Source organism: Geobacillus subterraneus (assembly GCF_001618685.1).
GTDB classification, from domain to species: Bacteria; Bacillota; Bacilli; order Bacillales; family Anoxybacillaceae; genus Geobacillus; species Geobacillus subterraneus.
The window spans coordinates 2,749,552-2,767,679 of record NZ_CP014342.1 but is presented as its reverse complement, the minus strand read 5'-3'; the positions used below and the strand labels follow the sequence as shown (position 1 = coordinate 2,767,679).

The 18,128-nt window shown below is 53.0% G+C and carries 10 protein-coding genes and 3 pseudogenes; 11 read left to right on the top strand and 2 right to left on the bottom strand.

Annotation, left to right across the window (positions count from 1 at the left end; genetic code table 11):
• Positions 1-12 precede the first annotated feature (12 nt).
• The 4 genes and pseudogenes from GS3922_RS13515 (at position 13) to GS3922_RS13505 (ending at position 6,294) form a co-directional block, all read left to right on the top strand.
• A complete protein-coding gene (locus GS3922_RS13515) occupies positions 13-3,354 on the top strand; it encodes a DEAD/DEAH box helicase family protein (RefSeq protein ID WP_063166762.1) in 3,342 nt (1,113 codons plus the stop codon).
• Between the two features lie 159 nt (positions 3,355-3,513).
• A pseudogene (locus GS3922_RS17680) lies at positions 3,514-3,773 on the top strand (transposase); the annotation flags it as partial.
• 439 nt (positions 3,774-4,212) lie between these two features.
• On the top strand, positions 4,213-5,682 hold the full coding sequence (locus GS3922_RS13510) for a transposase (RefSeq protein ID WP_081823186.1): 1,470 nt from the start codon (positions 4,213-4,215) through the stop codon (positions 5,680-5,682).
• A 63-nt stretch (positions 5,683-5,745) separates the two neighbouring features.
• Positions 5,746-6,294 (top strand): hypothetical protein, encoded by a 549-nt coding sequence (locus tag GS3922_RS13505; protein ID WP_063166761.1) that lies wholly within the window; start codon positions 5,746-5,748, stop codon positions 6,292-6,294.
• Positions 6,295-6,609: 315 nt separating this feature from the next.
• Here GS3922_RS13505 and GS3922_RS13500 read toward each other — a convergent pair whose 3' ends face one another.
• Positions 6,610-8,271, bottom strand: coding sequence for an IS1634 family transposase (locus GS3922_RS13500; protein ID WP_063166760.1), 1,662 nt, complete (start codon positions 8,269-8,271; stop codon positions 6,610-6,612).
• A 115-nt stretch (positions 8,272-8,386) separates the two neighbouring features.
• On the opposite strand from GS3922_RS13500, the pseudogene GS3922_RS18205 reads away from it, so the two are divergent.
• Positions 8,387-8,512, top strand: a pseudogene (locus tag GS3922_RS18205) (lmo0954 family membrane protein); the annotation flags it as partial.
• Between the two features lie 190 nt (positions 8,513-8,702).
• Here GS3922_RS18205 and GS3922_RS13495 read toward each other — a convergent pair.
• Positions 8,703-9,071, bottom strand: coding sequence for a hypothetical protein (locus GS3922_RS13495; protein WP_063166759.1), 369 nt, complete (start codon positions 9,069-9,071; stop codon positions 8,703-8,705).
• A 175-nt stretch (positions 9,072-9,246) separates the two neighbouring features.
• On the opposite strand from GS3922_RS13495, the gene GS3922_RS13490 reads away from it, so the two are divergent.
• From GS3922_RS13490 to GS3922_RS13470, 6 genes and pseudogenes are all read left to right on the top strand, one after another.
• Entirely contained in the window at positions 9,247-10,710 is a 1,464-nt protein-coding gene (locus GS3922_RS13490; protein ID WP_063166758.1) for a protein adenylyltransferase SelO, read from the top strand.
• 108 nt (positions 10,711-10,818) lie between these two features.
• Positions 10,819-10,965: pseudogene (locus GS3922_RS17400) on the top strand (TipAS antibiotic-recognition domain-containing protein); the annotation flags it as partial.
• Positions 10,966-11,101: 136 nt separating this feature from the next.
• On the top strand, positions 11,102-12,805 hold the full coding sequence (locus GS3922_RS13485; RefSeq protein WP_063166757.1) for an ABC-ATPase domain-containing protein: 1,704 nt from the start codon (positions 11,102-11,104) through the stop codon (positions 12,803-12,805).
• Between the two features lie 429 nt (positions 12,806-13,234).
• On the top strand, positions 13,235-13,603 hold the full coding sequence (locus GS3922_RS13480) for a Na-translocating system protein MpsC family protein (protein WP_063166756.1): 369 nt from the start codon (positions 13,235-13,237) through the stop codon (positions 13,601-13,603).
• A 333-nt stretch (positions 13,604-13,936) separates the two neighbouring features.
• Positions 13,937-15,439, top strand: coding sequence for an NADH dehydrogenase subunit 5 (locus tag GS3922_RS13475; RefSeq protein WP_063166755.1), 1,503 nt, complete (start codon positions 13,937-13,939; stop codon positions 15,437-15,439).
• Between the two features lie 7 nt (positions 15,440-15,446).
• Positions 15,447-18,056 (top strand): DUF2309 domain-containing protein, encoded by a 2,610-nt coding sequence (locus GS3922_RS13470; protein WP_413229278.1) that lies wholly within the window; start codon positions 15,447-15,449, stop codon positions 18,054-18,056.
• Positions 18,057-18,128 lie beyond the last annotated feature (72 nt).

Below are 18,128 nucleotides of genomic sequence, written 5' to 3'. Positions count from 1 at the left end.
GAGGGGCGTTGATTGCGATCCAACTTTCAGTTTTTAATCGGCAAACCTCATTATGAGAGCTTTGCGAATGCGTGTTTGGAGGCGGAGAAAAGTTTGGTTGTCAGTCCGGCGACGTGCGCGATTTTGACGCGCCGGGCGCTGGAGCTGGCGGTGAAGTGGGTGTACAGCTTTGATGGTGCGTTGAAAGTTCCGTATCAAGATCGTCTTTCGAGTTTGATTCATGACCCCGGTTTTTTGGCCGTTATTGATGAAGCGTTGCTGCCGCTGTTGCGTTACATTGTCAAACTGGGAAATGTCGCGGTTCATACGAACTCGATGATTACGAGGGAAGAAGCGATTCTTTCCCTCCACAATCTTCATCAGTTCGTCTCTTGGATTGATTATTGTTATTCGGATGACTATACGGCGGCGGAGTTTAATGAATCGTTATTGCCCATCGGCGAGGAAAAGCGCGAGCGTCCGGAAGAGCTGAAAGATTTATACGAGCGGCTCAGTTCGAAAGACAAGCGCCTGGAAGAGATGATGAAAGAAAACGAACAGCTTCGCGCTCTGCTTGCCGCCAAACGGGAAGAAAACACGAAAGAGTCCCATTTCCAAGTCGATGCACTGAGCGAATGGGAAACAAGGAAGAAATACATTGATTTGGATTTGAAATTAGCGGGCTGGGAGTTTCAAAAGGACGTTGTGGTCGAATATCCCGTCGTTGGCATGCCAAATCAAGAAGGGGTCGGCTATGTCGATTACGTTCTGTTTGGCGACAACGGAAAGCCGCTGGCGGTCGTGGAAGCAAAACGGACAACCGCCGACCCGAACAAAGGAAAGCAACAAGCCAAGCTATATGCCGACTGTATCGAAAACATGCACGGCCAACGTCCCATCATTTTTTACACCAACGGTTTTGAAACGTATCTTTGGGACGACCTTGCCTATCCGGCGCGGAAGGTTTCCGGCTTTTACAACAAGGAAGAATTAAGCTTGCTGATTGACCGCCGGACGATGAAGAAGCCGCTAAAACATGTGCAAATCAATGACAACATCGCGAATCGTTATTATCAAAAAGAAGCGGTGCTGGCGGTCTGTGACGCGCTTGAGAACAAACGGCGCAAAGCGCTGCTGGTCATGGCGACGGGGAGCGGCAAAACGCGGACAGCGATTTCGATTGTCGATGTTCTTACCCGTCACAATTGGGTGAAAAATATTTTGTTTTTAGCCGACCGCAAAACGCTGGTTACGCAGGCGAAAAACAGCTTTAGCCATCTGCTGCCGAACTTGACGCTTTGCAATTTGCTTGACAACAAAGACAATCCCGAGGAAAGCCGCATGGTGTTTTCGACGTACCCGACGATGATGAACGCGATTGACGAAGCGAAACGAAAAGACGGCAAACGCCTCTTTACCGTCGGGCATTTTGATTTAATTATCGTCGATGAATCCCACCGCAGTATTTATAAGAAATATCGGGCTATTTTTGACTATTTTGACGCAATATTGCTTGGGCTTACCGCCACACCAAAAGATGAAATTGACCGCAATACGTATGAAGTGTTTGATCTGGAAAACGGTGTGCCGACGTATGCGTATGAGCTGGACCAAGCCGTTCAAGACGGCTATTTGGTCGATTACCGTACGATCGAAACAAAGCTTAAATTTTTGGAAGAGGGCATTCATTACGACCAGTTGCCGGAGGAAGAAAAAGAACGATATGAAGAAACATTTGATGAGGAAGTCGGCGACGATATTGACAGCGCGGCGTTAAACGAATGGCTGTTTAATGACGATACGATTGATACGGTGCTGAGAGATGTAATGGAAAAAGGAATTCGCGTCGAAGGCGGAGACAAACTCGGCAAAACGATCATTTTTGCGAAAAACCATCGCCATGCGGAACGGATCGTGGAGCGCTTTGATCAATTGTTTCCCGAATACAAGGGCGGTTTTGCGCGGGTGATTGATTACAGCGTGAACTACTACCAAACATTAATCGATGATTTTTCCGACCGCAACAAATGGCCGCAAATTGCCGTATCGGTCGATATGCTTGATACGGGAGTGGATATTCCCGAAGTCGTCAACCTTGTGTTCTTTAAGAAAGTACGCTCGAAGTCGAAGTTTTGGCAAATGATCGGGCGTGGCACCCGTTTATGCAAAGACTTATTCGGAGCCGGGCAAGATAAAACGCATTTCCTTATTTTTGACTATTGCGGCAACTTTGAGTTTTTCCGGGAAAATCCGAAAGGAATCGAAGGAAAAGCGGTGGAAAGCTTAACGGAGCGTTTGTTTACCGCCAAACTGGAAATCATTAAAGAGCTGCAACATTTACAATATCAAGAAGAAGAGTATATTGCCTATCGCCATCAATTGATTGACGAGCTGCTGGCGGAAATCAATCGGTTAAACGAAGAAAACTTCCGCGTACGCCAACATATTCAGTACGTACACAAGTTCCAAAACCGGGAAGCATGGAACTGTTTAACGGCCATGGATGTCAATGAAATCAAAGAACATCTGGCACCGCTCATCGTTCCGCTCAACGATGATGAGCTGGCCAAGCGCTTTGATTTGCTGATGTATACGATTGAGCTGGCGAAGCTGCAAACGAATAATGCCACAAAACCGATCCGCAGCGTGATTCGCACCGCAGAGGTGCTATCTAAGCTCGGCTCGATCCCGCAAGTGCAGGAACAAAAATACATCATCGAAAAGGTGCAGACGGAAGAGTTTTGGAGCGAAGCCGATCTGTTCGAATTGGAAGCCGTTCGCGAAGCGTTGCGTGATTTAGTGAAATTCCTTGAAAAAGAAACGCAAAAAATTTACTATACGAACTTCAAAGATCAAGTTTTAGAAGTCAAAGAAAACGGCCCGATGTTTACTGTCAATGATCTGAAAAATTATCGCAAAAAGGTGGAACATTATCTGCACGAACACCGCGACCAGATGGCCATTTACAAGCTGCGGAATAATAAAAAGCTGACCATCCAAGACGTAAAAACGTTGGAGCATATTCTTTGGAATGAGCTTGGCACACAGGAAGATTATCAAAGAGAATTCGGCGCCACGCCGATTACAAAGCTCGTCCGCCAAATCGTCGGCCTTGACCCGCAGGCCGCCAACGAAGCGTTTTCCGAATTTTTATCAAGCGAACGGTTGAACATCCAGCAAAGCCGCTTTGTCAAACTGATCGTCGATTACTTTGTAAAAAACGGAGTCATGGACAAGCGGGTGCTGCAGGAAGAACCGTTCAAAACCGTTGGCAGCATTGTTGAACTCTTTCAAGACAACATGGACGACGCGCGGAAGATCATTCGCATTATCGATGAGATTAACCGGAATTCGGAAGATATTGTGGGGGCGTAGCAAAAGCGTTCCTTGTGGTAATCTAGTTAGCCGTTGGGTTTTTTGTTAATACTTTCCATATATTTTGTTTTTCTTCGGTGTTAAGGGATCTTTGAGGCTGGAGATGTCTTGAAGGTACCTTATATTTCATCAAGTACAAAAATTGTCAAGATAGCTTATATTGAGTCAAAATGGTCCGGCAACTATCCAAGAAAAGTTCAATCTTGGGCCAATGAGTTGGGGATCCTCCTTACATTTATGGATGATTCAAGCTGTATTCGAAATGTGATTGACACAACCAATACTATCGAACGAACGATCAAGGAGATTCGGAAACGTCTAAAGTCGATGAACAGTTTAAGCAGTTTAGAGTCTGTAGAAAAAGTCGTGCATTTAACCATCTAGGACTTTAATGAGAAAGGGCAGGACGAAAGTTGTGAGGATTTGCCGAAGCACATGAAGCTCTTCAATGAATGTTTGAAGAACGTTACAATTAACCAAATAATGTAAATAAATGAGATAAGGAGATTCTCTCTTTCCACACAGGAGACTGAATATTAAGTCTCCTGTGTGGAGGAAACCGTCCCTTATCCATTCCAAATCTATTTCAGAGATACCCATCTTGCATTACACAAAATTCTTGATGGTACCCAAAATTTCGAGTTCTAGAGGGGCGGTGATTTAGTACAAAATAGTGCTATTCCATCTGTTTCTCAGTTAGAAAAACCTGGCGAAATCAGCCTTCTTTTTTGGCGAGATGCCGCTGATTTGCTCGTGGCAGCCGTTTTTCACCGGCCTTCTAGAAGGCCGGTGAAAAAAGTACACCCTGAGGCAGGGATTTAGGGGGCTTATGTCGAAAAAGGAAGAAAAATCGTTGGAATGGAGCGTGAGCGGATCATGAAAGCCCCCAAAAACCCTTCGACTCAGCCTCGTCTGTTTCAAGTCATCGACATGGAAGAACTCGTTCCTCCACATCATATCTTGCGCCAAATCAACGAAGCGGTTGACTTTTCCGTCATTCACGATTGGGTGGCTCCCCTGTACACGGAAAAAACGGGTCGCCCGGCGGCGGATCCGGAACGGCTGCTTCGCCTAATGCTGCTCTCGTATTTGTTCGACCACTCTGAGCGGGAGTTGTATGAGATCCTCCCCATGCATGCCGGATACTTGTGGTTTTGCGGTCTCGACTTTGAATCCGTGCTCCATCCGGATCCTCATCACCCCACACTGCCGGATCGAACGACGCTCGTCAAAACACGGAAACGCTGGCGCCAACATGGAATCTTTGACCGGCTGATGACCTATGTGGTGGATCAATGCATCGCGGCGGGGTTGGTCTCGCCGGATGTCCATGCGGCGGCTGACGGCACCCAAGTGCGGGCGAATGCCTCGATCCACAGCTTGCGGGAGGTCAAGCTCGCTCCGGTGGAGACGTTGGAAGACTATCTGGCCCGCACTGCCCGGGAAGATGAACAGACCGAGGCCCGGGATCCGGATGACGACCCACCCTCTCCGTCTCCAAAATCAGGGGAACGCGTCCATGCCGAAGAACGGGGAAACTTCCGTGGAGCCACGTTTTCCAACCGGACCCATCGAAGCGTGACGGATCCGGATGCCCGGTTGTACAAGAAAGGCAAAGGGCAGGAAGCGTATCCTCGGTATCTGGTGCACGACGTCATCGATGTCCAGTCGCGCGTGATTTTATCCAGACGGGCCAGCCTCGCCACTGGAACGGCGGAACGGGAGACGAGTTTGGAGCAGCTGGCTTCGATTCAGTTTCGCCACCCGTCGATTACGATTCGGACCTTGTCTGCGGACAAAGCGTATGGCACCACCGAGTATCTGGAAGCGCTCTTCGTTCAAGGCATCACACCGCTCGTGCCGTTGCGCCGCAAGGAGATGGAGGAGATTCCAACCTGGAAGCGCCGGGCGAAGGATCCCGCTCAGGAAGCAAAGCGCCAGGCGAAAGTCCGAGACGTTCAGATTCGCAATCAAGCGAGGCTCATTCAACAACAGGGCGGCTATCGATCCATTCAAGCCCTTCGCACGCGTTGTGAGCATGTGTTCGCCGAAGGGAAGGAATGTCACGGGCTGGACCGGGCCCGAAGCCGGGGCCTTTACGCCATGGAAGAACAGGCACTGTTGACCGCCGTCGTGCAAAATCTGAAGCGATTGTGCCGGTTTCGAAAAAAACGAGGGGGGACCGGCTCTTTGGCGTGCGCAAAACCGGAATTGGGAGCAGGAAGTCCTGCTCGTCTTCCCATCCTTTGGCGCCAAACGGCGGGGAGAATGGCCTCCAAAATTCGACATGTGGGAAGTCTATGCCCCATTAATTCACCGGCCTTCTAGAAAAATTAAATTAAAATCCAAAGCAATTAAAGTATCAACTTAATCATTGTTAGGAGAATGTATATGAGAGTAGGTCTTATGTATATTGATAGTATCTTTAATAATGAAGAAATTAAAGAATTAAAAAGTTTTTTAGATATAGAAGGAGTGAATTTTAAGGTCATTGATAAGGGAAGAAGAATTACTGCAAATATTGATGAGTTAAACCCAGTAATAACTATTTTTATTGACTTTGTAATTAGTAGCGGTCTCCTTGTATCTTTAGGTGCGAGTGCGGTGTGGGATGGATTTAAAACAATGGTTAAATATGTTGTTTTAAAAACAAAAGGTAAAAAATTTTATAAAGTGACATCTAAGAAAGTTGAAGAACGCGACCGAACTATAAGTATCGTAACACGTACTAACAATAATGAAATATTTTTTAAGTTGGAAGGCCTTGAGAGTGTAGAGGAGTTAGATTTAGCGCTTGAAAAATTACTTCCTATAATTGAAAAACAACTCAATGAAATGAAAAGTAATAATCAAATTTATATTGCTAGTTTCGATAAAATACTAAATGAGTGGGTTACCGAAAATTTTATAGAGAAAATAAGAAGGGAAAAGGGCTTATAAAGATAAGCCATACTGATAATTAAAGGCAAACACTGCTACATCAAAATATCTGCGATCACCACTCAACGCATGTGGAAGCAATAGCATGACCACCTCGCTTCATATTTTGAAAAATACGCCTTGAGTCGTAGTCAAAATATATCTTCGGAACGTGATGGGAGTTTGCAGGGATGCGATACGATAGGACTCACATTTCGCACCCTAACAGGGTAGAAAGAAAGGATTTTTTATTTCATTTTTTCAGAATAACATTTCGACCAACACAACGAGCGATGACAATCCTTTTTTTACCATCGCTAGTCGTTCCGTATGACGTTACACGTAAATGCTCTCATCCATGCCCAATCCGTGCAGGATCCTTCGCTGATCAGGGGTGAGCGGTTTCCCTAACGCGCGTTGGATGTGCCCATCCGGCAGCTCCAGTAGGACGACTTTCACATACCGGAACAACTGAAAGATCGCCTGACCGGTCGGGCGGGTCAGTTTCCGGCCTCCCGCGCCCTTTAATGGGCGTTCCGGGGTGATGAACTGACGCACCCGGCGCTGGAAGACGCGGTAAATGGCCAAGGCCAACAGAAACAAATAGCCCAATACCGCGACCCGTTCTGGTTTTTTGACGTAAATCTCATCCGTAAAGAACGGGTCTTTCAAGAAAGAGAAGTTCATCTCCACGGAGATTTGGCCTTTATACAACTTCAAGATTTCTTTTGCCTCCATCGGTTGACCCTTCCATTCCTTCGGAACGGTCGTAACGAGGACAAACCGGGACGCTTTCCGTCTCGCCTGTTCCCAAGCGTTTTGGTCGAACTCGATGCCAAGACGCACGAAATACAGCGTCTCCATCTCGGGTTCCGCCCCTTTTTTCGGTCGTCCGCGCCGTTTTTTCGGGCGCACGATCTCTTCGACCGCGGCTTCCACCCGATGAAACTGGGGGCGAAGGGACGCCTTGAGGGAGGCCAAGGCTTGTTCGGCGTCTTCCCGACAAGAGAAGGGGTGGCGTTCCCAACGGGCTTGTTCCTCGCGAAGAAGCTCCGCTTCTTTGGTCCGCTCTTTGTCGAGCGTCTTTCCTTTTCGCTGGTCGAGCGCGCTCGATTCGACGACGATCAGTCGAACCGGATGGCCTTCATAAGTCGAGGCTGTTTCCCATACTCGATACGTGGCACCGTTTTTCTCCGCCAACGTAAAGGGATCGCTCCACGCCGAATCGGGTTGGGCATCTGCCTCCAAAAGCGCGGCTTTGACGATCCGAAGCGATGAAGGGCCTCGCGTGATCAAAAAGGCGTTGGCGGTCTTCGTTTGCGTCAGTGTGTCTTTCGTCATCGCAGCGGAATCCGCCACGTAAATCCATTCGTCTTGGATCTTGGCTTGCTTCAGCTGTTCATGGACACGGGAGAGTACCTCGGGATTCCACGTTTTGTCCGGCACGTTGCCGTCGTGCACATCGCCGTAAAACGGGATGCCGTCTTCGTTGCCGATCAGCCCGAAACCGATCTGTTTTTGCCAACGATGATGCCGGTTGTAGCCATGCGTGATCTGCAGGGCCTCTGACGAGACCGATTCATACGCGCCGTAAACGGTCTTGTCCGTCGTATCGGCGTGGAAGACACGAAGAGAGAGGCCTTCTTTCTTGTAGATCTGCACGAGGCAAGACGAAAGGACTTGATGGATATTCGCCTCATACAGGCGATCCAAATGACGCGCGATGGCATCGTCGTTGAACCAAGACGGCTCCAGCCCTGGCCGAATCAGCTTCGGCAAATCGATGTCGTGCGCCCATTGTTCCAAATGAACGAGCGCTTGCCGGCCGCTCAAGATATCCAGAATGATTAGCTTGACGATATCGCTGGCTCGAGTTTGGCATTGCGGATTCACGGGAACCAGATGATCAATCAACTGAGGAAGGTCAAGATCCTTGAACAGGGTGCTTATTATATTCAAATAAGAACTTTCATAAATGGCCCGAATTCGAACGTCCATGATGGGCAAACTCCTTTGCTTTCCTTGTGTTTCAAGGTTTTATTCGACAGGAAGATAAAAAAATCCTCCCGATTTTTGTCGAGAGGGTGCGAAATGTGAGATAGGAAGCGAAAGGATGGCAAAAAAGATCGGGTTGTTCGTTGCCGGGGCGGCCGCCTTGTTGGTGCTCTTGTTTCATCTCGGGCCGCTTGTCGGGCTGGCGATCACGCTGGCGATCTTGTACTATGCGTTCAAGAAATGGGACGCAAGCGGTGATTTATGCGTTTCGCCATGGGCTGGTGAAGTGAGGAGTGCATCATTTGGCCGCGATGGGAAAAAGATCGCCATATTCAGACGAAAACCGCTCCATTTCATCAAACGGAACAGGAGGATGAAACAGGAGCGGTTTTGTTCGTTGCGGTGGGTCAAAAAGGCTAACGTTTCGAGAGGAATTACGCTTGTTTGGCCAGTTGGCGAAGCTTTCGGTCGTGATGGAGCACCTTCGTGGTCAACACGTCGACCGAGGTTTGCGTGTCTGCGAGTTCTTCTTCGAGGCGATCGCTTCGTTCGGTCAGTTGTCTGTTCATCTGTTGCATTTCCTCACGAAGGGAATCGATTTTGGCTTCAAGACGGGTTTCGACAGCATGGATTTCGTTGCGGAGCTGCTGGCCCATTTCGTGCATTTCCGTGCGGAGTTGTTGGCCCATTTCATGCATTTCACCGCGCAGTCGTTGTTCCATTTCCTCCATTTTCGAGCTGATTTTGTCGGAATGTTGTTCGAGGGCGTGCAGCACCGCTTGGATGATCGTGTTTTCTTCCATTCGTTTCACCTCCTCATAGCCATTATAGGCGAAACGGAACAGAAGCGAAAGAGAAAAGATGGCGGGTTTCGTCGAAACAGGGCGGTCGAATTTTTGGGGCGAACCGCGTGTTTTCGATTTATTATGCCGCCGGTTTTACCATACAATAAAACCATAGCTTGGCCGAAAAAAGGAGATGATCAAATTGGATGCGGGGTGGACGTTTGACAACCGTTATGCAAGGCTGCCGGAACGCTTTTTCAGCCGCGTTCTCCCCACGCCGGTGCGCGCGCCGGAACTGGCGGTGCTCAACCGGCCGCTTGCGGCAGAACTTGGGTTGAATGAAGAAGCATTGCGAAGCGACGCAGAGGTGGCGGTGCTGGCGGGAAATCGGATTCCGGACGGGGCTGAGCCGCTGGCGCAGGCGTATGCCGGGCATCAGTTCGGCTATTTCACGATGCTTGGCGACGGACGGGCGGTGCTCATCGGCGAGCATGTCACCCCAAGCGGCAAGCGGGTGGATATTCAGCTGAAAGGCTCGGGCCGGACGCCGTATTCGCGCGGCGGCGACGGGCGGGCGGCGCTCGGGCCGATGCTGCGGGAGTACATCGTGAGCGAGGCGATGCACGCCCTTGGCATTCCGACGACCCGCAGTCTGGCGGTCGTGACAACGGGAGAGACGATTCGGCGGGAAACCGAACTGCCTGGGGCGATTTTAACGCGTGTGGCGTCGAGCCATTTGCGTGTCGGGACGTTCCAATACGCGGCGCAATGGGGGACGAAAGAAGAGCTGCGCGCGTTGGCCGATTACGCGCTTGAGCGGCATTTCCCTCGGTTTGAAGAGGCTGAAAACCGCTATTTGTTTTTGCTTGAACAAGTCATCGCCCGGCAGGCGGCATTGATCGCCCAATGGCAGCTGGTCGGTTTCGTCCACGGGGTGATGAACACCGATAACATGACGATCAGCGGGGAAACGATCGATTACGGGCCATGCGCGTTTATGGACACGTATGACTTGAAGACGGTGTTCAGCTCCATCGATACGGAAGGGCGGTATGCGTACGGCAATCAGCCGTATATCGGGGGCTGGAACTTAGCTCGATTGGCGGAGAGCTTGCTGCCGCTGCTGGATGAGGATGAGGAAAAGGCGGTGGCGTTGGCGCAGGAAGCGCTCGATCAATATCCGACGTTGTACCATCGTCATTGGCTCGACGGGATGAGAGCGAAACTCGGTTTGGCTGAAGCGCAAGCGGGGGATGGCGAGCTTATCGCCGATTTATTGCGGCTGATGGAAGAATACCGCGCTGACTATACGAACACGTTCCGGGCGTTGACGTTAGGCGAGTACATCGGAATGGCGCTCTTTGACGCTTCCGAGTTTCGCGAGTGGCACGAGCGCTGGCAAACGAGGCTCAGCCAAGAAGCGGTTTCGCGGGAAGAAGCGTATGAACGGATGCGCCGCCATAATCCGGCCGTCATTCCGCGCAACCATCGGGTTGAAGAGGCATTGGCCGCCGCGGTCAATTGCGGCGACTACAGCGTGATGGAGCGTTTCCTCGAAGCGCTGGCCGATCCGTACGCTTATTCGCCGGAACAAGCCGAGTACGCGGAACTGCCGCCGCCGTCCGACCGGCCGTACCGGACGTTTTGTGGGACGTGAAAAGGGCCCTTGGGAGCCCTTTTTTTCATTTTCCTCTTTACGTTGACGTTGCGTCAAGGTGTATCGTCATCCATAGGGAGGTGAGGAATATCGAGTACACCGTGCATGCATTATTCCGAGGAAGCGCATGCCGGACTGGCGCGCCTGTATGTCGAGGACGAACGGTTCAAAGCGTATTATGACCAAGTGCATCCGGGAGCGGCTGAGTTTCTCAAAGAAGCGATTTGGATCTATACGGGGATGAAAGACCGGTAAGCGGCAGGCGGCCCGCCCGAAGAATAGGCGAGCCGCCGTTTTTGACGGTTCTGGATGAAGGCGTTCGGTTTGCGGTACAATCAAAGTGGTGCATAAAGGAGCCCTCGGTGAACAGTGAAAGGAAGGAGTGGATGCAATGGAGGCGCTCAGACAACGACTGCGGGCCATTGATCAAAAGGGATATAAGGCGTACAAAGCGATTGAGGGGGAGTATTCCTTTCCGGCATTTACCCTGGCGATTGACCATGTGCAAGGCGACCCGTTTGCGGAACCGTCAAAAATTCGGGTGATCGTGCCGCGGGTGAAGACGGTGTTGACATCGGAGTGGACGAATACGAAACCGCGCCGCGTCCGTTGCGAAGATGTGCTAGTGCGCCGCGTTCATCACGAACTGCGGCAATGGCCGGCGCGGGCGCGCGGGTCGGGAAAAAGCGGGCTCGTGTCGATCGATGCGCCCGGGCAGAAGGTGCTCGAGCGAACGGCGGTGCACATCACCGATGAGACGATCACCATTTGTTTATCGGTTGGCTTGCCGGCCAACGGGCGGCGCATCTTAGCGAAGGAAGCCGAGGGCATCTTTTTCGAACAAATTCCAGCCGTGATCGAGCGGGCGGTGTACGGCCTTCGTGAAGAGGATATCCGCCCGGCGGTTGAACTGGCCGATCAACAGCACGCCATCCGCCGCTATTTGCATGAGCACGGATTGGTGGCGTTTGTCGCCAACGGCGCGATTTTGCCGCGCGAAAGCGGGGTGAGCGACAAGCCGCTGCGGCGCGGCGCGGTGCCGTTTCAAAGCCCGCCGGAGCTCGAAGTGGCGATTCCGGTGCCGCATCGCACCGAACCGATCAAAGGCATGGGCATCCGAAAGGGGATCACGCTCATTGTCGGCGGCGGTTACCACGGAAAATCGACGCTGCTTCAGGCGTTAGAGCACGGTGTGTATGATCATATCGCCGGCGATGGCCGGGAGTTTGTCATCACCGACAGCGGGGCGGTGAAAATTCGCGCTGAGGACGGTCGCAGCGTGGCCAATGTCGATATTTCCCCGTTTATCGGCACGCTGCCGTACGGCAAGGAGACGACGCGCTTTTCGACGGAAAACGCGAGCGGCAGCACCTCGCAAGCCGCGAGCATGATCGAAATGATCGAAGCGGGGGCGTCGGCGTTTTTGATTGACGAAGATACGAGCGCTACCAATTTGTTCATGCGCGACGCGCGCATGCAGGCGCTCATCGCGAAAGAAGCCGAGCCGATCACCCCGTATATCGACAAAGCCCGCCAGCTGTTTCACGACTACGGCATTTCCACCGTTCTGGTCGTCGGAGGGTTAGGGGATTATTTTGAGATTGCCGATTGTGTGATCAAAATGGAACAGTATGCTCCATCCGATGTGACCAGTGAAGCGAAACAGATCGCGGCCAAGATGCCATCGGGGCGGAAAGCGGAAGGCGGAGCGTCGTTTGGCCGCATTCGTGAGCGCATTCCGCTGCCGGAGAGCTTAAACAGCCAAAAAGGAAAGAAAGCGAAAGCGGCCGCGCGCGGTCGCCATGTCATTCAATACGGGCTGACGGACGTGCTGTTGTATGCGCTCGAGCAGCTTGTTGACGACAGCCAGACGCGAGCGATCGCCGCGGCGCTGCTGTATATGGAACGAAAAGGATGGTTCGACGGAAAGAAAACCGTCCGCCAACTGCTTGATGCCATCGAGGAACGGTGGGACCGACATGGGCTTGGCTCGATTTCTTTGCGCAACGGCCATCCCGGCGAGTTCGCCCGCCCGCGCCGCTTCGAGCTGGCGGCGGCGCTCAATCGGCTGCGGACGCTCCGGTGCAGCCAATAACGGCAGGCACGATGGCAGGAGAAAGGGGCGTGGTTTTCCTTCCAGACCCGTGGGCGGGAAAGCCCATTCCTTTAGGGACGGGATGAAAGCAGGCATCATGATATCATCAACATAAGGAGATGAAAAGATGCCTGCGACCGCTGATCGATGGAAACAAGCGCATCGCTCCCGATGATGGTGACAGTGTGCCAGTGCAAGCAAGACAGGCAGTCCATTCAGGCCAGTTCGTTTCGATGGACGGGACAACAAGCCGCCCCTAACGCGATGGGGCTAAGAAGCGGCAAACAAGCGATTGAATTCGCTTTCTGACGGCGCTCCTGCGATTTTGCTCTAGCGTCATCCGCCGATTATCGTTATAATTATGTTTATCAGTGCAACGCGGCGGAGGGCGGCAAAGAGGCTGCCGGTTGGCTAGAGGGGGATCGGGGCATGAACAAATCCAAAGGCTGGATCGAATCCGAAATCAGCAAGGCGCTAACAAAATGGGAAAAAGATTTTCTCGGCCGCGGCTCGGTGTCTGTCAAAACCGATATTTTGCGCGATATGATTATCGTTTCCTTGCATGGCATTTTGACGCCTGCCGAATACACCCTTTGTGAGTCAAAGGAAGGGATGCTCGCCGTGAAGCGGTCGCGGACGAGTTTGGTCGAATCAGGGGTCGATGACTTAAAAGAGATGATTTTGGAAATTACCGGTGAACGGGTGAAAAGTTTTCATACTGATTTAAGCACGCGGACAGGCGAGCGGATTATCGTCTTTAAACTGTTCAACGATTTGGAAAAACAGCTGGCGAAATAAATTTTTCAGATGACAGGCTGGCGGAATTGTTGTATAATTGAAACAACTTTTATACAGTAAGTATAGAATAAATAAAGAGGACGTTATTGTCGGGAGCCCTTCAAAAAACCTACATCTGCTTAGGTTCGTTGAAGGGAAACCGACCGATGTCCGTTGCACAACTAACGACGGGAGATCTTCAAACAGTCCATCAGTGATTGGTTGAAGATAAACCGGCTATGGGCAATCTATAGGCAATGGAACGGCCTTTTTTCGGCCGCCTTGCTTGATTGACATAGCCGGTTTTTTCTTTTTCTCCCGTGAAAAAGCAAGCGGATGAGGGAGGAGATGTTTATGGAGCTTGAATGGTTCGTATGGGGCTGGCTGGCAGCGGTGGCGATTGTGTTTGCCAGCGCGATCGTATGGCTATTTCCGCGCGTGCCGGAGCGGTATGTGCACGTACACGTCTGGCTGTTGCTTCTGCCGGGGGCGGCAGCGCTGTCGGGATGGATCGGCGCTGGTGCCGTGGAAGTCGGGATATGGCGATTTGATACGGTCACCTGGCTGGCTGGTGTCTATATTTCGCTCCTTAGCTGGGCGATTCAACGGTTTGCGATCCGTTATTTGCATGGCGACCGTGCGTATCGGCTTTATTTTTCGCTGTTGACTTGGACCGCCTTTGCCGCTTCACTCACATGGGCGGGCGGTGACTTGCGTTTGATGGTCATATGCTGGGGGCTGCCGTTGATCGGCCTTGTAGCATTAACCGGGTTGAAAAAAGAGTGGGGGCCCGCTCGGTTCGTCGCCCGACAGATGGCCGCGGTATTTGGCATCAGTTGGCTGGCTGTCGCCGTTGTAGTTGGGTGGCTTGGGGCGGCGACCGGCGAATGGCGTCTTGCTTCGGCGCTGTCAGTGGAGCACCTTGCACGTCTAGGTGCCTGGGAGAAGGCAGTGATGAACGGGCTGCTTATTTTGGCGGCGATCATCCCGGCTGGACAATGGCCGTTTCACCGCTGGCTGATGGAATCGGCAGTAACACCGACACCGGTGTCGGCGGTCATGCATGCCGGGCTCGTCAATGCCGGCGGGCTGTTGCTTTGGCGTTTTTCTCCGCTTTTTAGTGGGACGGAGGCGCATGTAGCACTGTTTATGATCGCCTTTTTCTCAATTTTGATCGGAACCGGGATCAGCTTGGTGCATGTTGACTATAAGCGCCAGCTTGTCGCGTCAACGATGGCGCAAATGGGCGTCATGCTTGTGCAATGCGCCCTTGGCGCTTATGGGGCGGCGGTTGTGCATTTAGTGCTGCACGGGTTGTTTAAAGCGACGCTTTTTCTGCAGTCCGGTTCGGTCGTCCCGCGAGTGGGCCGGGCGGGATATCGAAAAGCGGGAGGTTCATGGCGGGGCAGCATGGTCGTCGGCGCACTGCTTGGGGCAGCCTTTTGGTTTGCAGCTCCCGGTGAACCGGCTCGCTTGTTAAGTGCGCTCCTGCTTGGCGCTTCGGCGGCGGTCGCCTGGGGACGGCTCGCCGACTTTCGCGAAGGCCGCTGGCTTGGCTTCGCTGTTGTCGCCGCCTTGGCGTTTGTTTCGGAAACGGTGCGCCATGAGTTTATGGCGCTCTTCGGTGAAGGGGGAGCATCCGTGTTCATTCCGACTGCTCCGTTCGAATGGATGGCAGGCATGTTATTCGCCGCGGCGGCGCTCGCTGCCTATTGGATCGCGAACGAGCGCACGTCAGCGCTTGCCATTCGTTTGTATATGCGGCTCGTTCACCTTGGAGAGCCGCGCCTAGCGGCAATGGAGACGCATCCGCATTACTTGGCATCCTATATGAAGGAGGGAATGGCTCATGAATAAAAGTGCGATGCCGATTGAGCGAACGGTTGGAGTATTCAAGCGGGATCGCGTGCAAGGCCGCCCGCTCGCTGACATGGTCAAAGAGGCGGCAAAGGCGATTGCCCCGCTTTGGCCGATTTCGGCATTTATCGCCCGCCATCCGTGGATGGGGTTTGAAAGGGAACGGTTTGCCGATGCAGCCGATCGGTTGCAACAAGTGTATGGGATCGACTTGTATCCGCCGATGGCCGTGTTCCATACAGCGTTGGCCAAAGGAGAGATCGATCTTTCGTTCGTTGAGCAACGGCTGCAGCGCTGGCTTGACAAACAGCCGCTTCCGGCGCCGCGCCACGAAGCGGAACGGCTTTGCCGCGCCCTCCTTTGGAACGACACGGTGCCGGAGGAAGCGTTTGGTCTTGCGGAGCTGGTACCGTTGGCGGAGGCAACGCAGCTGCGTCTGACGGCTGTCCGGCCGGTCAGCGCACGGTTGGGCAACATCGCCGAACGGCTTGATCAACAGATGATCAAGTGGTGCAAGCTGTTTTATGATGAAAGCGGGGCGTCATGGACGCTTCCGCATCGTGAGCGCGGTTTTTATCAGGCATGGCGCCAGCTTGCCGCCGCGGACCCAGCGCTTTCGAAAGATGAACGGAAGCGGCTTTCCGATTGGCCGCACGATCCAAATGAGGCGCTGCGCCAGGCGCTTGAAAAACTGGGGGTGCAGGACGAAGACGCAGTGGCGTATGTGGAGGCGCATTTGCTGGCGCTGCCTGGCTGGGCCGGCATGACAGTGTGGCGATCGCGTCAAGCAGGCGATGAGGTGGATGGATTGATCGGTTATTTAGCTGTCCGGCTCTCGCTCGAGTGGGCGCTTGCCGCCCCGCATTTGCCGTTAGGCGAGGAAGAAAACGGAGATCGGAACGATGTTCTTCCGTTGTTGGCCGCTTGGTTTCATTGGGCCGGAATGGCGCCGGAAGACTGGCGGCGCTTGCGGCCGGACGAACAACAAGCCCGCCTGGCTTTTGCGGATCGCTTTTGGCGGATTGACCGCCGTCACCTTTGGCTTGAGGCGTGGGAAGATACGGATGAAGCAAGGCTGAAAGAGGCGGTGTCCACGCGCCGTCCGGTGAGCGAACCAGAGCGGGCCGCAGCTCAGCTGCTGTTTTGTATTGACGTTCGTTCCGAGCCGTTTCGCCGGCATTTGGAAGCAGCTGGGCCGTTTGAAACATACGGATGTGCCGGCTTTTTTGGCTTGCCGATTCAGACGCGCGCGCTTGACAGCGATGATGCCCACCCATCGTGCCCGGCGATCGTCGCGCCCCAGCATGAAATTCGCGAAACGGCGGATCAAGAGGAAGCCAAACCCTATCGCCGCCGGCGCGATGCGCTTCGCTTTGTCGGTGAAACGTTTAAAAAAATCAAGCAGCACATATTGGCCGGCTTATTGCTTCCGGAAATGAGCGGGCCATGGCTCGGCTTGCATACGCTCGCTCGGAGCGCAGCGCCAGCTTGGGCCGGGCGGGTGATTCGCCGCGCTGAAACGACGACGGAACAAAAACCAAAAACGATGTTGTCGCTCCATCGCCATAGCGGGGACGAAGCGGCCGGACTGCCGGTCGGTTTGACAAAAGAGGAGCAAGTCCAATATGTTAAGCAACTGCTTGTCAACATCGGCCTGACGTCCTCGTTTGCCCCCCTTGTCGTCGTTTGCGGCCACGAAAGCGAAACGGCAAACAACCCGTACGCCTCGGCGCTTGACTGCGGAGCGTGCGGCGGTGCCGCCGGAGCATTTAACGCCCGCGTGTTTACCGCATTGGCGAATTTGCCTAGCGTGCGAGCCGAGCTGGCAAAAGAGGGAATAGTCATTCCGGAGGAGACGGTGTTTGTCGCTGCGGAACATATCACGACCGTTGACGAACTGCGCTGGTTGGAGGTGCCGCCGTTATCAGAAGCGGCTCAGCGGTCGTTTGACCAACTCAAGCGGGTCCTCGGCGGTGTGAGCCGTCATGCGAACGCTGAGCGGATGGCGAAGCTGCCGCATGTTGGCGGCATGCCGCACGACCCGGTGGCAGAAGCGCAGCGCCGCGCGGTTGACTGGAGCGAAGTTCGTCCGGAATGGGGATTAGCCGGAAACACCGCCTTTTTCATTGGCCGGAGGGCGTTAACAAAAGGTGTCCATTTGGACGGAAGAGTGTTTTTGCATAGCTACGATTGGCGCGAGGATCCGACCGGTGAAGCGTTGGCCGGCATTATCGCCGGGCCGGCGACCGTCGGTCAGTGGATCAATTTGCAATATTACGCGTCAACTGTCGCGCCGCACTACTACGGAAGCGGCGATAAAACGACCCAGACGGTTACAGGCGGCATCGGCGTCATGCAAGGGAACGGAAGCGATCTGCTGACCGGCTTGCCGTGGCAGTCGGTGGCGGCATCTGACCGCGAGCTGTTCCATTCTCCGCTCCGCCTGCTCGTCATTATTGAGGCGCCGTCTTATTATATCGAACGGTTGCTCAGCGAAAACGGCGACTTTCGCCAAAAAGTTGAAAACGGTTGGCTCCGCCTTGCCTCCATCGATCCGCATAGTGGGGCGTGGGTGAAATGGGAGAGCGCTCGCGCCTTATCGGTGCAGCCACGCTAAATGTGAATTAGGAAAATCATCGCCGCTTGCCCGGTTTACGAAGCAAGCGGCTTTTTTTATAAAAAAGAAAAA

Bases quoted from the DNA above. Each gene is read 5' to 3' on its own strand.
- GS3922_RS13510 (WP_081823186.1), top strand. From the start codon at position 4,213: ATGGAGCGTGAGCGGATCATGAAAGCCCCCAAAAACCCTTCGACTCAG.
- GS3922_RS13505 (WP_063166761.1), top strand. From the start codon at position 5,746: ATGAGAGTAGGTCTTATGTATATTGATAGTATCTTTAATAATGAAGAA.
- GS3922_RS13500 (WP_063166760.1), bottom strand. From the start codon at position 8,271: ATGGACGTTCGAATTCGGGCCATTTATGAAAGTTCTTATTTGAATATA.
- GS3922_RS13495 (WP_063166759.1), bottom strand. From the start codon at position 9,071: ATGGAAGAAAACACGATCATCCAAGCGGTGCTGCACGCCCTCGAACAA.
- GS3922_RS13490 (WP_063166758.1), top strand. From the start codon at position 9,247: ATGATCAAATTGGATGCGGGGTGGACGTTTGACAACCGTTATGCAAGG.
- GS3922_RS13485 (WP_063166757.1), top strand. From the start codon at position 11,102: ATGGAGGCGCTCAGACAACGACTGCGGGCCATTGATCAAAAGGGATAT.
- GS3922_RS13480 (WP_063166756.1), top strand. From the start codon at position 13,235: ATGAACAAATCCAAAGGCTGGATCGAATCCGAAATCAGCAAGGCGCTA.
- GS3922_RS13475 (WP_063166755.1), top strand. From the start codon at position 13,937: ATGGAGCTTGAATGGTTCGTATGGGGCTGGCTGGCAGCGGTGGCGATT.
- GS3922_RS13470 (WP_413229278.1), top strand. From the start codon at position 15,447: ATGCCGATTGAGCGAACGGTTGGAGTATTCAAGCGGGATCGCGTGCAA.